The following is a 13,141-nucleotide window of genomic DNA, read 5'->3' as shown; positions in this document are numbered from 1 at the left end:
CTAAACCATGCCAAAAAGGCATGTTTTTTATTATTTAAATTCATTTTTTGATGGTTGTTGCGCTGCATATACTGGGGGTCGCTTCACGGTTCAGGTTTGCTCCTGTCCGCTTCTGGCTTGCGCGAGTGAGCCTGAATCGTCCTGCTGCGGCGTCTTGATGTTCTGCATGAAGGCGTCCATCACTGGGCCGGGATCGATCCCGGCAGGTATTACAGCTGACGGAGCCTTGTTATGTTTAATCCCCACTCTTGCGCCCTGATTGTCGAAGGGGGCGCGATGCGCGGCATCTTTGCCAGCGGCGTGCTCGATGCGTTTGTCGAAAGTCACCACTACCCGTTCGATTTCGTCATGGGCGTCTCGGCCGGTGCCACCAATCTGGTCTCTTATCTGAGCGAGCAGCCGCGCCGCAGCCACCACATCATCACCGAGCTGGCTTGCAGCTCCCGGTTTCTCGATCCCCTGCGCTTTGTCAAAGGGGGCGATCTGGTGGACATCGGCTGGCTGTGGCAAGCCAGTCGCCATCGCTTCCCGCTCGATCTCGAGACTTTCTGCGCCCGCGACATTCCCTTCTATGCGGTGGCGACCGATGTGGCGAGCGGCAAGGCCATCTATCTGCCGGTGCGGCCCGACAACATGGATGAGGTGCTGACCGCCACCTGCGCCCTGCCGGTGGTGCAGCATGATACCCCCTGTGTCGATGGTCGCCCCATGGCCGATGGCGGCATCAGCGACTCCATTCCGGTGATCGAGGCCTATCGGCGCGGTGCACGGCGGATGACAGTGGTGCTGTCGGAACCCCGGGGCTATCGCAAGAAGCCGGCCCGTTTCTGCTGGATGGTCAAAGCCTTGCTGAAAACCCAGCCTGCACTGGCGCAAGCTATGCTGGAGCGGGATCGCGCCTACAACCGGGCGCTCGATTTCATCGCCAATCCCCCTGCCGATTGCGACATCGAGGTGATCGCGCCACCGACCGATTTCATGGTCTCCCGTTTTACCCAGGATCCGATCAAGCTGGAGTCCGGCTATCTGCAGGGTTACTGGCAGGGGCGCCAGAGCGTGCTGCGGGCAGTCAGGACTGTACGTGCCGCTTAGCGGCAACCTGGTGTCTTTAAACGTTGCCACCCTCTGAGGCAGGTCACTGAATCGGGGGCGCTGGCGTGGTTAAATGGTCGGCTCACATCTTGCCGGATATTGTTGTGACCATGCCATCTGACCTTCAGCCGCTGCTCGCTTGGCCTGACTATCTGCAGGCCTCCTGGCTGCGCTGCGCCCACCAGACCAGTGCCACCCTCTGGCATCCACCCCACAGCGCCAAGGGGCAGACCTTGCAGAGCCTGCGCCAGCGCAAACGGGATCTGCTCACCACCGGCGAGATGGCCCTCGAAGATCTCTACGAATTTATGGAGGGGCGCCCCTGCGCCCTGCTGCTCACCGACGAGAGCGGCTGCCTGCTGGCCCGGACCGGCCACCCCGCCACCCTGCGCGAGCTGGCGGCGCTGGGGTTTGGCCCCGGCGCCTTTTTCAGCGAGGGGCGTATCGGCACCAATGCCATCAATCTGGCCGCGCTGGAGGGCGTGCCGCTCTGCGTCAGCGGTGCTCAACACTTCAATCAGACCCTCCACCCGTGGCACAGCTGTGCCAGCCCGGTCTACAACAGCAATGGCCGTCAGGTCGCCATCATCGCGTTGATCTGCAAGGTGGAGGAGGCGAGCGCCGGCGATCTGGCGCTCACCGTCAGCGCCGGGCGCGAGCTGGCCCATCTGCTGCAGATGGAGACCCTGATGCAGGAGTCCCAGCACCACCTGAGCGAACTTTATGCCCTGCTCGATGGCATGGATGACGGTGTGCTGGCCTGGGACCCTCAGGGGCGCTTGCGCTACCTCAATGCGCTGGCGGCCCACCGGCTGCGGCTCGATCCGGCGCTCTGTCTCGGCCAACCGCTGGAGCAGCACCTGCTGTTGCCCCAGCGGTTGCAGTTGGCCATCAAGGGGCAGACGCCACTCAGCCATGTGGAGGTAACGCTGGAGCGGCTCGGCGCGCAGGAGGGGGAGTTTATCAATGCGCTGGTGAGCCTCAAGCCGCTGCCAGGGCCGGAGGGGGTCAGCTTTATCGCCCTGCTGCACCCGGTCGATCGGCTGCGGGCCATTCATCAGCTGCGCCAGACGGTGCCCGAGCTGTCGGCGCTGGTGGCGGAGTCGAGCGCCATGCGCAAGTTGCTGCGCTACGCCCGGCAGGCGGCCCAGAGTCAGGGGCCGATCCTGCTGCGCGGCGAGGAGGAGGTGGGCAAGGCCCAGCTGGCGGAGGCGATCCACTTTGGCAGCGAGCGGGCCGCCGGGCCGCTTATTACCCTCAACTGCAAGGCGCTGCCGAGCGAGCGGATGGCGCTGGAGCTGATGGGCTCCGACGAGGCGGGGCAGGAGCGGGCGGGCAAGTTCGAGCTGGCCCACGGCGGCACCCTGGTGCTGGAGCAGGTGGAGTGCCTCTCTGCCCCCATGCAGGCGGCGCTGCTGCAACTGCTCAAGACCGGCCGCATCCAGCGCTTCGATTCGGCCCGCATTCTGCCGCTCAAGGTGCGGATCATCGCCACCAGCAGCGCCCCGCTGGAGCAGCTGGTGCAGGAGGGGCTGTTTGGCCGCCAGCTGCTCTATGCCTTGCAGGCGTGCGAGCTGTGGCTGCCGGGGCTGCGGGAGCGCGCGGCCGATCTGCCGGGCCTTATCAGCCAGCAGTTGGCGGCGCAGGGGCGCGAGCCGGTACGCCAGTTCAGTCCGGCGGCCCTCGATTGTCTGCTGGCCTATCCCTGGCCCGGCAATCTGGGGGAGCTGCGCAGTGCGGTGGAGCATGCGCTGCTCCACGCCGGTCAGGGGCTGATCCCGCCCGAGGCGCTGCCTGCCGCCATTCGGCACGGTTATCAGCGGGTGGCGGACGAGGTGGTGGGACAACCGCTGCTCACGCTGGCGGAGCTGGAGCGGCAAGCCATCTTGCGCTGCGCTCACGCCTGCAAGGGGCAGGTGAGCCAGATGGCCCAGCATCTTGGTATCAGCCGCACCACCCTGTGGCGACGGCTCAAGCTGCTCGAGATCGATCCCGCTGACTATCACGGTTGACGGTGAGCCGTCGCCAACTGGCCCGTAGAAAACGAAACGGCCCCGCAGATGCGGGGCCGTGTTAAATGGCTAGGTCAGTCGTGGTGTGGTTACAGCCCCAGCTGGTGGGCGGTGACGATGGCCGCCAGCACATCCTCGGCGGTGACCTTGAACGGCATATTGTGGATGGTCTCGCCCTCGGCAGTGGAGGCTTTGGCTACCTCCATCAGGCGCGTCATATCCAGCTCCTTGACCCCCATCATATGCAGGTTGGTCGGCAGGCCCACCGAGCGGCAGAAACCCAGAACGGTTTCGATCTCCGCCATCGGCGCGTTCTCCAGCACCAGCTGCACCAACGTACCGAACGCCACTTTTTCACCGTGATAGAGGTGGTGACACTCGGCCAGCTGGGTCAGACCGTTGTGGATGGCGTGAGCGGCGGCCAGTCCGCTGCTCTCGAAGCCGATTCCGCTCAGGTAGGTGTTGGCCTCGATGATATTCTCCACCGCCTTGGTGCATAGCCCCTGCTCTACCGCCAGCTTGGCCTTGTAACCATCGGCCAGCAGAGTCTTGTAGCAGAGCTCGGCAATGGCCTGCGCCGCCAGGGTGGAGGCGCCACCGGCCATGGTCTGGCAACCTGACACCTTGTTGGCCCGCGCCTCGAAGTAGGTGGAGAGCGCATCACCCATGCCGGAGACCAACAGCCGTACCGGGGCGCGGGAGACCACGCCGGTATCCATGATGACCATGTTGGGGTTGGTCGGGATCATCAGGTATTCGCTGAACTGCCCCTCCGGGGTGTAGATGACCGCCAGCGCGCTGGTGGGGGCATCGGTGGAGGCGATGGTGGGTACTATGACCACCGGCACCTTCTGGTAGAAGGCGACCGACTTGGCGGTATCCAGCGTTTTGCCGCCGCCGATGCCGATGATGACGTCAAACGGGGTCTGCTGGCAGCGGGCCAGCAGGCGGTCGATCTCGGGGCGGGAGCACTCGCCGTTGAAGCAGTCGAACTCCGGCTTGATACCGGCGCCGTGGAAGCTGGTGGCTACGGTATCGCCCACCAGCTTGGTGACGAAGGCGTCGGCCAGAATAAGCGGCTTGCTGCCGAGCGCCTTGACGTAGTTGCCGATATTGGCGAGGGCCCCGTTGCCTTGCACGTATTTGCTGGGGCTGATGATAATGCGGTCCATATTTTATCCCTCTCTCTTTATGAATTAAGAATCGGGGCGAAGGGGCGGCTGTGCCGGGGACTCCTTCGTCTTGAATGAAGCTGCACAGGCTCAGCGAGCGAGTGCAGCCCTTGAAACAGTGGCGTGCGGCGTCAGTCGCCGAAACGCTCGTCGGCCAGCTGCTGGAAGCAGGTCAATGCTGCGGTGGCATCCTCGCCGCGCGCCAGCAGGGTGAGCGCATCGCCCTGACGCACGTTGAGCATGGCGAGCCGGGTCAGGCTGCGGGGATTGGCCTCTTTATCCCCCTTTTGCAGCTTGAGTTCGGCGGCAAAGGGCTTGAGGGCGGCCACCAGTCGGGCGGCGGGGCGCACATGCAGGCCGTGGGGGTTATCCACCACCACCTCGCAGCGCAGCCAGCCGTCGTCGACAACGGGGGCTGTCTCGGTGGCGGCCTGCGCCGCGCTGGCAGGCAGCATCGCCTGTTTCGGGCCCAGCGCGCCGATCGCCTCGGCGGCCACCTCATCCAGCGTCAGGCCGGAACCGGCCGCCACCATGGCGGCCAGGGTACCCTCGACCAGCGGGGCGGGGCAGAGTCGCACCCTCGCGCTCAGCTCCGGGGGCAGCAGTTCGAGGGCGGTCTCGGCGCTGAGCAGGGCGCTGCCCAAGTCCATCAGCACCAGCACGCCGCTGCCGTCGTCCGCTTCTTCAATCGCACTCATCACCGCGATGGCATCGGTACCGATGGGGTGGTCGGGGTCATCGACCCCGGCCGCCAGCAGCAATCGGGCCGGGCTGCCGAGCTGGTCGGCCAGCGCTTTCAAACCGGCCGCCAGCATGGCGCTGTGAGAGACAACTACGATTCCGATCATGTCACAACCTCGCTCTGTCACGCAGGGCGGTCAGCAGCAGCAGGGTCGAGGTGGCCCCAGCATCCTGATGGCCGATGCTGCGCTCGCCAAGATAGCTGGCGCGCCCCTTGCGGGCCTGCATCTGGATGGTCGCCTCGGTACCGGCCGCGGCGGCTGCCACCGCTTTATCCAGTGCTTCGTTGAGCGGCAGCTCTTGCTGCTGCGCCTGTTGCAGGGCGGCCAGTGCCGGCCACCAGGCGTCGCACATGGTCTTGTCGCCCGGCTCGGCACGGCCGCGGGAGACGATCCCCTCGACCCCGTCGCTCAGCATTTTGCACAGCTGACTGAGGCTCAGGCTCTGGCAGGCGTCACTGCTGGCCGCCGCCCGGATGAAGAAGGTGCCGTAGAGCGGGCCGCTGGCACCGCCGACCGAGGAGAGCAGGGTCATGCCGGTGGTTTTCAGTACCTGCCCGATATCCTTGTCCGCCACTGCTGGCAGCTTCTCGGCCACCTTGGCGAAGCCGCGCTGCATGTTGAGGCCGTGGTCGCCGTCGCCGATGTCGGTATCCAGCGCGGTGAGGTAGTCACGCTGCTCGGTGAAGATATGCTCGCAGTCGAGCAGCCAGTTGACGATGTGATGCTTGCTTAACATGGGTTCTCCTTAGCAGCCGCGACGCAGGGCGGGGGTGTGAACGGGGGCATCCCACAGGGTCATCAGTTCATCATCCACCTTGAGCAATGTGATGGAGATGCCGGTCATGTCGAGCGAGGTGCAGTAGGGGCCAATCAGGTTGCGCACCAGATGGATGCCCGCCTCCTCGCACAGGGTGGCAAGGCGACCATAGACGCCATAGAGCTCGGAGATGGGGGTGCCGCCGAGGCTGTTAACCAGCGCGATAACCCGATCGCCCTTGTTGAGTGGTTCAATAAAGGTGTGCTCTTCCTGCCAGCTGCCGCTGGTGCGATCCCAGTGGCGCAGGGTACGGCCGTAGGGAGTGTTGTCCGCCAGCTCGCTGAACATGTCGTCCACCAGGGTATTGAGGTCGGTGAAGGGGCGACGTTCGATGCCCGGTTCGCCGTGGATACCGACGCCGAACTCCATCTCGTTGTCCGCCAGAGTGAAGGAGGGCTTGCCAGCGGCCGGCACGGTGCAGGCATGCATGGCCACGCCTATGGTGCGGCTCTGGTTGTTGATGCGGCGGGCCAGCGCCTCGCAGCGGGCAAGGTCATAGCCCGCCTCGGCTGCGGCACCGACCAGCTTCTCGCACAGCACGGTCGTGGCAACCCCACGGCGACCGGCGGTGTAGAGGCTGTCTTTGACCGCCACGTCGTCATCGATCAGGGCGAAGCCCACTTTTACGCCGTCGCCGTGCAGGAGCTCGACCGCGGTCTCGAAGTTGAGCACGTCACCGGTGTAGTTCTTCACCAGAAACAGCACGCCCGCGCCGCCATCAACGGCCTGACCGCACTCGTACATCTGATCCGGGGTCGGAGAGGTAAAGATCTCGCCGGGGCAGGCGCCATCCAGCATCCCTTTGCCCACCAGACCGCCGTGCATCGGCTCGTGGCCGCTGCCACCGCCGGAGACCAGCGCCACCTTACCCATCACGGGGGAGTCGGCGCGGGTGATGTAGTGGGGTTCGATACGTACCTTGAGCTCGGGGTGGGCGGCTGCCATCCCCATCAGTTGTTCACGGACCACAGCATCGACGGCATTGATCAGTTTCTTCATGGCTCACTCCTTGGCTTGCCACCGCACGGGTGGGCAAATGGTTGATGGAGCCAGTCTAACGACAGAAAAAGGGATAAAAATGACGGGTGATTTGGTTCGGATTTGAAACAGCAGAAGGGGGCTCGGTGTTTCAATCTGAAACGGCGCAGGGCTGGCGGGCGGGAAACTGTTAGCTGACTCACAGCCATGAAAAAGGGCCCCGCAGGGCCCTTCGCTACAACCGGAATATGCGGACGGGTTAGATGGCCCAGCCACCGGCGTAGAAGACCACCAGCGCCACGGCGATGATGACGGTGCCGACATTGAGCTTCTTCCACTCGGCAGCGAAGATGCGGCCAACGACCAGCGCCACGAAGCCCAGCATGATGCCGGTGACGATGTTGCAGGTGAGCACGATAAAGACGGCGCACAGCATGCCGGAGAGGGCATCAACCGAGTCGCTGAAGTCCAGCTTGGTGACGTTGCCCAGCATCAGCAGACCGACATACATCAGCGCCGGTGCGGTGGCGTAAGCCGGTACCAGATAGCTGAGCGGGGAGAGGAAGATCATCAGCAGGAACAGCACGCCGACCAGCGCGGCGGTCAGGCCGGTCTTGCCACCGGCCGCGGTGCCTGCGGCGGATTCGATGTAGACGGCAGCCGGAGCACCGCCAACGGCGCCTGCCACCATGCTGCTGACGGAGTCGGCAGTCAGGGCCTTGCCGCCGCTGATGATGTGGCCACGTTCGTTGATGAGACCCGCCTGTCCGGCCACGGCACGGATGGTACCGGTGGCGTCAAACACGGCGGTCATCACCAGCGCCAGTACGGTCGGAATGACCACCGGATTGAGGGCGCCCAGCAGATCCATGCTGCCAACCAGCGAGCCTTTCTCACCAGTCAGGCTCGGCATGGCGAAGAAGCCCTGCCAGGTCACTTTCGGGTCGAAGATAAGACCGAGGATGGAGATGGCGATAATCACCATCAGGATGCCGCCCGGCACCTTGCGACGCTCCAGACCGAAGATGGCAGCCAGACCCAGCACCGTCATGATGACCGGGAAGGCGGTCACTTCACCGAGCTGTACCGGCAGACCGGCCCCTTCGTTCTTGATCACCATGCCAACACCGTTGGTGGCGATCAGCAGCAGGAACAGACCGATACCGATGCCGGTACCGTGGGCGATGCCGGAGGGGAGGTTGTCCAGGATCCACTGGCGCACGCCGGTGACGCTGATCAGGGTGAACAGCACACCCATCAGGAAGATCGCGCCCAGCGCGACCGGAATACTCAGTCCCTGACCCAGTACCAGACTGAATGCGGTAAAGGCGGTGAGGGAGATGGCGCAACCGATAGCCATTGGCAGCTTGGCCCACAGCCCCATCAGCAGGGAGCCGAAGGCGGCGATCAAACAGGTGGCCACAAACACCGGGCCCTGCTCAAAGCCGGCGGCACCCAGCATGTTCGGCACCACTATGATGCTGTAGACCATCGCCAGGAAGGTGGTCAGCCCCGCGACCAGCTCCTGACGCACGCTGCTGCCGCGCGCAGAAATGGAAAAATAAGAGTCCAGAAAGCCGCCTGTCCCTGTTTGGGCGGCCATATCTTGCTTTGCCATAACTAATCCTGAAAGTGTGAAGGAAATCGTTTGCGTTGGTGGCGCGCAAAATAGCAAGAATTCGCGGCAAATACAGCGGATAACCTGACTTTTTCGTCACTATTTTACATTTTGGGTCCATTCGGAGCTCATTCTAAGGCTCAAGCGGTGAGAGTGTGTAAGGGAGGGATCAAGTGGTCGGGGGAGTGGAGATCAGTGAGGAAAAAGCGGGGAAAAACAAAAAACCCGCCTAAGCGGGTTTTTTTAATTCTTGCAGAGCTGTCAGCAGTTGGCATGAGCCATCAGCAGCATGCTCCGGCTTGAATTACAGACCAACTACGTTGGCAGCAGCCGGGCCTTTCTGGCCTTGCTCGATGGTGAACTCAACGCGCTGACCTTCGTCCAGGGTTTTGAAGCTGGTGGACTGGATAGCGGAGAAGTGTACGAACACGTCTTTGCTGCCGTCAGCCGGGGAGATGAAACCAAAACCTTTCTCAGCGTTGAAGAACTTAACGGTACCAGTCATTTTGTTAGACATAATAATTTCCTTAAATAGTGTTGAATGCCACCTAAATGGCAATTTTTGATTTTTCGTCAGCAATACGTATGGGGAGCACTAAAGAAGGAGAATTATTTGATAAGAATTATCCGAGGATAACGCTTATGCTAATCACTGCTTTACTAAAATGACTGCCTAACATAATCAGGTCTGAACTGCCGAACCATCGAGAAAGATTAAAACACGCTCTCATTTTTAAAGCAAACTTTATCTCGATATTAATGTTTTGTAACAGCCAAAAATATCATTTTTTATAGTAAATATGATGCATTTCAACGGCATAGAAAAATCAGTGCAGACTCATATCACCCTGTGGCAAGTCAGATTCGGCTTTTTTGTCCTGACTATGTAGCCAGTTCTGGCAAAAAATATGAGAAAAAATGAAAAAGGTGGCGATAGACCGGGGATTGTCAGTTGGCGTTCTCTCTAACTCACAATGTAAATCACTTCTTTGCTGCTGCGATTAGCTTCTGGGCTGCAAATCAATGGCGGCGCCAAATCTGGCCCATCGAGCATTGCCCAGACATACAAACGCCCGCAGGCACAAGTGCCAGCGGGCGTTTTGCAAGAGGGGATCAGCGCTTGCTGCGAAACTTGTTGCTGACCGAATCAATCCAGCTGAAGGTTTCCGGCAGTACCTGGTTCTTGGCGCGCTCTTTGGCTTTCTCGCGAGCCAGCTTGGAGGCTGCCTTGGCCGCTTCGGCGCGGTCGGCCACAATTTTCAGGCGACCCTCTTCGCGGATCTTGTTCCGCTCTCCGTTGGTCAGCTGGTGGTCTGCATTGGCTTGTGCCTTTTGCAATAACAAGGCTATCTCGGCTTTTTCGGCCTCGGTCAGATCTTTCATTTCCAGCTTTTTCACGGCGCGCTCCTGCGGCAGGGTGGTTAGACACCCTAACACAGTTGTGCCGATCACTTCTTATGCAATCGGCTTTCCGGCAGTAAAAATGCGGGTTTGTGCCAACTTTCTGTTATTTCGCTGCCACTTTCCCGCCTGTTTGCCACATTTCAATTTATGGCGAGCGGTGAGGGCAGCTCTTGCTCCTCCGGCTCGACGTGGATCAGCACGATGGCGTGGGGCAACTGCGCCATGATGGCGTGTTCGATGCGATCACAGATATCGTGGGCTTCGCCGATGCTCATCTCCGGGGGCAGGGTGAGATGGAAGTCGATATGGCGGCGGCGTCCGGCACGACGGCTGCGCAGATCGTGGAAACCGCTGGCGGCAGGGCAGCATTCGGTGATGATGCGGCTGGTCATTGCCAGCTCTTCCGGGCTCATGCTCTGGTCGATCAGCGGCTGGAAGGCCTCGTTGAGCATGCTGATCGCCTCTCTGACAATAAAGATGGCGACCGCAATGGCGGCCATCGGGTCGAGGATGGCGAGTGAATGGCCGAACAGACCGGCCAGCCAGATCCCGCCAAGACCGACGGCGACCCCGGTGGAGGTGAGCACGTCCGCCTTGAGATGAAGCGCATCGGCAGCCAGCGCGACCGACTCCTCCTCTCGGGCCACCTTGTAGAGGTAGGCAGAGACGCCGCTGTTGACCAGCGCCGAGATCACCATCACCAGTACGCCCCAGCCAATGCTCTCGATGGGGCTGGGGGTGATCAGCTTGTCGACGGCTTCGAATATGATCCAGCCCGCGGCCAGCAAGATAAGCAGTGCTTCGATGACGCCGGAGACATTTTCAATCTTGTCGTGACCATAGGGGTGGCGCTCATCAGGCGGGAGATCGGACTTTTTCACCGCGAACAGGGCGATCAGGGCCGCCACCAGATCCATGGCGGAGTGGATCGCCTCCGAGATGATACTGACCGAGCCGCTGGCGAACCCGGCCACCATTTTCATGATGATCAGACTGATATTGGAGCAGACCGACACCATGGCGGCTCTGGTTTTTCTGTTCATGTCACAGCTTCCTGAATAAAAACGGATATTTCGGTGCGGCGCGTATTATATCCGGCTGACCGGAAATAACCTATTCGGTGTTGTAACCTGATGTTTCCGATGATATTGCGAATGCTTATTAAAATGGTGACCTCTTGCGCGGAAATAAATAATGAGAGGGATTTATATTTCTCCGTGAAAATATCTAGCCAACGATGACTTAATATAAGCGTGACAACATTTAATAATGCGAATTACTCTTTTTTGGTCTTTCCTGTTGAGGTCGTTTGGCCTCCCCTCTCAAGGGGCTGCACGCGACATCTTTTGGACGAGAATGAGGCTGGATCCGGATGCCGCTGGAGGGTATGCTGGGTCTGGTGATGGTCTTGCACTATCCCACCAAGCGTACTGAAGTTGATGATTCGGATGGCATGCTGGCTCCCATGAGGAACCAACTGTCTGGGTAACATTTTTGGAGTTTGATGATGAGTAACAAAGAACATCACAACGGCAAAGATGCCAAGAAAAAACCGCAGATGTCACTGAAAGAGAAACGCGAAGCCAAACGTCAGAAAGCAGAACTGAAAAACGGCAGCGCAATGAAGTAACGCTCCCCTACAGCTGTTCCTTCGGAGCCAGTACAAAGCCAGCCCTTACCGGCTGGCTTTTATGTTTGTGGCTCACGGCGTGGCGCCGTAAGCCGCGAAAATCTGGTGATAACGACCATCCTGACGCATCGCCTCAAGGCGCTTATCAAACAGATTGCGGGCATCGGCCGTTCGGAAGGCAAAGTGATAGACGGTGGGCGGGAAGAGGTCTGCTTGCCTGACCTGATTGCGCTCGTAGTGCTCGCCTGCCTGGGCGGTGGCGATCAGCTGGTCGAGGTAGTAGTAGAACACCCGCTCCTCCAGTACGACTGCATCCACCCTGCCGCGCATCAGCTGATGTACCTGCACCTGCTGCTTGGCTACCTCCTCATAGTGGGGATTCTGGTTGGCCATGGTGGCGAACGCGCCCCCCAGAATGATCCTTGCCCGTTGAAAGGCGGTGACCCGTTTTGAATGCAGGTCGTCCAGAGTACTGATGTGGGTGCTGCGCAGGGTGAAGATTCGGTTATGGAAGGTGATAACGGGCTGGGTCAGAACGTGAGGATCAACCATACCGGGTCTGACGTTGATGATGGCATCCAGCTTTCCTGACTCGAACAGGCGGAAGGTACGCTCCAGTGGCAGAAATTCAAAGCTGGGCTCATAGCCGCTGCCAGCGAACGCCTCTTTCAGCAGATCCAGCTCAATGCCGCGATTCTCGCCTTCGATGACATAAGGGGGGATGGCAAAGCTGACCCCGACCTTGAGTGGCTTTGCCTGCAACTGGCCGGAGAGAATGCTGGTCAGCATTAGCAATAAAGGGGTGAGCAGTTTCATTGCACTTTTCACAAAGCGTTCCTGTGGAGAATATCCATCACTGTAGGGGAGGCAACCAAAAAGCGTTATATCCCTTTCGGGCTGAGAGGTTCAGCCAGAGTGCATAAAAAAAGACCCTGAGTTATCAGGGCCTTTTCAATATTCTGTTCTTAGAACGGGATATCGTCGTCGAAATCCATCGGTGGCTCGTTATATACCGGCGGCGCAGATTGCGGCTGCTGGGCAGGACGGCCATAACCGCCTTGCGGCTGCATGTTCTGCTGCGGAGCTGGTGCCGGGCGCTGTTGATTCATCGGCTGCTGGGCAGGCATGCTCTGCTGCGGCTGACCCCAGTTACCCTGGGATTGGCCACCCATGTTCTGGCCCATACCCTGACCGCCTTGCGGACGGCCACCCAGCATCTGCATCACGCCAGTGAAGCTGTCGACCAGCACTTCAGTGGTGTAGCGCTCCTGGCCGCTCTGATCCTGCCATTTGCGGGTTTGCAGTTTGCCTTCCACATAGACCTGGGAGCCCTTCTTCAGGTACTCGCCAGCCACTTCGGCCAGCTTGCCCATGAAGACGACGCGATGCCATTCGGTACGCTCTTTCTGCTCACCGGTCTGCTTGTCGCGCCAGGTTTCGGAGGTAGCCAGAGTAATGTTGGTCACGGCACCGCCACTCGGCATGTAGCGTACTTCCGGGTCTTGCCCGAGGTTACCGATCAGAATGACTTTATTGATGCCTCGACTGGCCATAATCTCTCTTCCACCTTATTTACCGGCCAGGTCGAAACCTGGTCCAACACGACTAGATACCTGATTAGTTGCTGTGTGCGAGGCGCAATGTCCCGCAGACGCATGTGACGGTCATAGTAACA

The 13,141-nt window shown here is 60.3% G+C and carries 13 protein-coding genes; 3 read left to right on the top strand and 10 right to left on the bottom strand.

Going from position 1 to position 13,141, the window contains the following annotated elements; all coding sequences use genetic code 11:
* Window positions 1-231 precede the first annotated feature (231 nt).
* On the top strand, window positions 232-1,092 hold the full coding sequence (locus G5253_RS15735; protein ID WP_216952179.1) for a patatin-like phospholipase family protein: 861 nt from the start codon (window positions 232-234) through the stop codon (window positions 1,090-1,092).
* A 110-nt stretch (window positions 1,093-1,202) separates the two neighbouring features.
* Window positions 1,203-3,104 carry a dihydroxyacetone kinase operon transcriptional regulator DhaR gene (dhaR, locus tag G5253_RS15730; protein WP_216952178.1) on the top strand — a complete coding sequence of 634 codons (1,902 nt, stop codon included), beginning with the start codon at window positions 1,203-1,205 and terminating at the stop codon, window positions 3,102-3,104.
* Window positions 3,105-3,193: 89 nt separating this feature from the next.
* Here the strand turns inward: dhaR and G5253_RS15725 are convergent, their stop codons facing one another.
* From G5253_RS15725 to G5253_RS15690, 8 genes are all read right to left on the bottom strand, one after another.
* On the bottom strand, window positions 3,194-4,276 hold the full coding sequence (locus G5253_RS15725; protein ID WP_216952177.1) for a glycerol dehydrogenase: 1,083 nt from the start codon (window positions 4,274-4,276) through the stop codon (window positions 3,194-3,196).
* A gap of 131 nt (window positions 4,277-4,407) precedes the next feature.
* Window positions 4,408-5,124 carry a dihydroxyacetone kinase phosphoryl donor subunit DhaM gene (dhaM, locus tag G5253_RS15720; RefSeq protein WP_216952176.1) on the bottom strand — a complete coding sequence of 239 codons (717 nt, stop codon included), beginning with the start codon at window positions 5,122-5,124 and terminating at the stop codon, window positions 4,408-4,410.
* Between the two features lies 1 nt (window position 5,125).
* The gene (gene dhaL / locus G5253_RS15715; RefSeq protein ID WP_021231630.1) at window positions 5,126-5,755 is read right to left on the bottom strand and encodes a dihydroxyacetone kinase subunit DhaL; all 630 of its coding nucleotides are present in this window, start codon (window positions 5,753-5,755) and stop codon (window positions 5,126-5,128) included.
* Window positions 5,756-5,764: 9 nt separating this feature from the next.
* Entirely contained in the window at window positions 5,765-6,835 is a 1,071-nt protein-coding gene (dhaK, locus tag G5253_RS15710) for a dihydroxyacetone kinase subunit DhaK (RefSeq protein ID WP_064341830.1), read from the bottom strand.
* A 238-nt stretch (window positions 6,836-7,073) separates the two neighbouring features.
* The gene (locus tag G5253_RS15705) at window positions 7,074-8,432 is read right to left on the bottom strand and encodes an NCS2 family permease (RefSeq protein ID WP_005356503.1); all 1,359 of its coding nucleotides are present in this window, start codon (window positions 8,430-8,432) and stop codon (window positions 7,074-7,076) included.
* Window positions 8,433-8,736: 304 nt separating this feature from the next.
* Window positions 8,737-8,949, bottom strand: a complete 213-nt coding sequence (gene cspE, locus G5253_RS15700) for a transcription antiterminator/RNA stability regulator CspE (RefSeq protein WP_005316548.1) — start codon at window positions 8,947-8,949, stop codon at window positions 8,737-8,739.
* Window positions 8,950-9,545: 596 nt separating this feature from the next.
* The gene (gene yjbD, locus G5253_RS15695) at window positions 9,546-9,830 is read right to left on the bottom strand and encodes a DUF3811 domain-containing protein (RefSeq protein ID WP_005340165.1); all 285 of its coding nucleotides are present in this window, start codon (window positions 9,828-9,830) and stop codon (window positions 9,546-9,548) included.
* A gap of 146 nt (window positions 9,831-9,976) precedes the next feature.
* Window positions 9,977-10,879, bottom strand: coding sequence for a cation diffusion facilitator family transporter (locus tag G5253_RS15690; RefSeq protein WP_266134882.1), 903 nt, complete (start codon window positions 10,877-10,879; stop codon window positions 9,977-9,979).
* A gap of 464 nt (window positions 10,880-11,343) precedes the next feature.
* Here G5253_RS15690 and G5253_RS15685 point away from each other — a divergent pair, with 464 nt between their 5' ends.
* Window positions 11,344-11,466, top strand: a complete 123-nt coding sequence (locus G5253_RS15685; RefSeq protein ID WP_005306071.1) for a hypothetical protein — start codon at window positions 11,344-11,346, stop codon at window positions 11,464-11,466.
* A 72-nt stretch (window positions 11,467-11,538) separates the two neighbouring features.
* On the opposite strand, the gene G5253_RS15680 is transcribed toward G5253_RS15685, so the two are convergent.
* Together G5253_RS15680 and G5253_RS15675 are read right to left on the bottom strand one after the other, a co-directional pair.
* On the bottom strand, window positions 11,539-12,282 hold the full coding sequence (locus G5253_RS15680; protein WP_266134923.1) for a substrate-binding periplasmic protein: 744 nt from the start codon (window positions 12,280-12,282) through the stop codon (window positions 11,539-11,541).
* Window positions 12,283-12,431: 149 nt separating this feature from the next.
* The gene (locus G5253_RS15675) at window positions 12,432-13,019 is read right to left on the bottom strand and encodes a single-stranded DNA-binding protein (protein WP_005340181.1); all 588 of its coding nucleotides are present in this window, start codon (window positions 13,017-13,019) and stop codon (window positions 12,432-12,434) included.
* Between the last annotated feature and the right edge of the window lie 122 nt (window positions 13,020-13,141).

The organism is Aeromonas sp. 602658 (assembly GCF_049173005.1).
Taxonomy (GTDB): domain Bacteria; phylum Pseudomonadota; class Gammaproteobacteria; order Enterobacterales; family Aeromonadaceae; genus Aeromonas; species Aeromonas veronii_A.
Note: the sequence above shows the minus strand (reverse complement) of the source record. Positions and strands in the feature narration are given on the sequence as shown.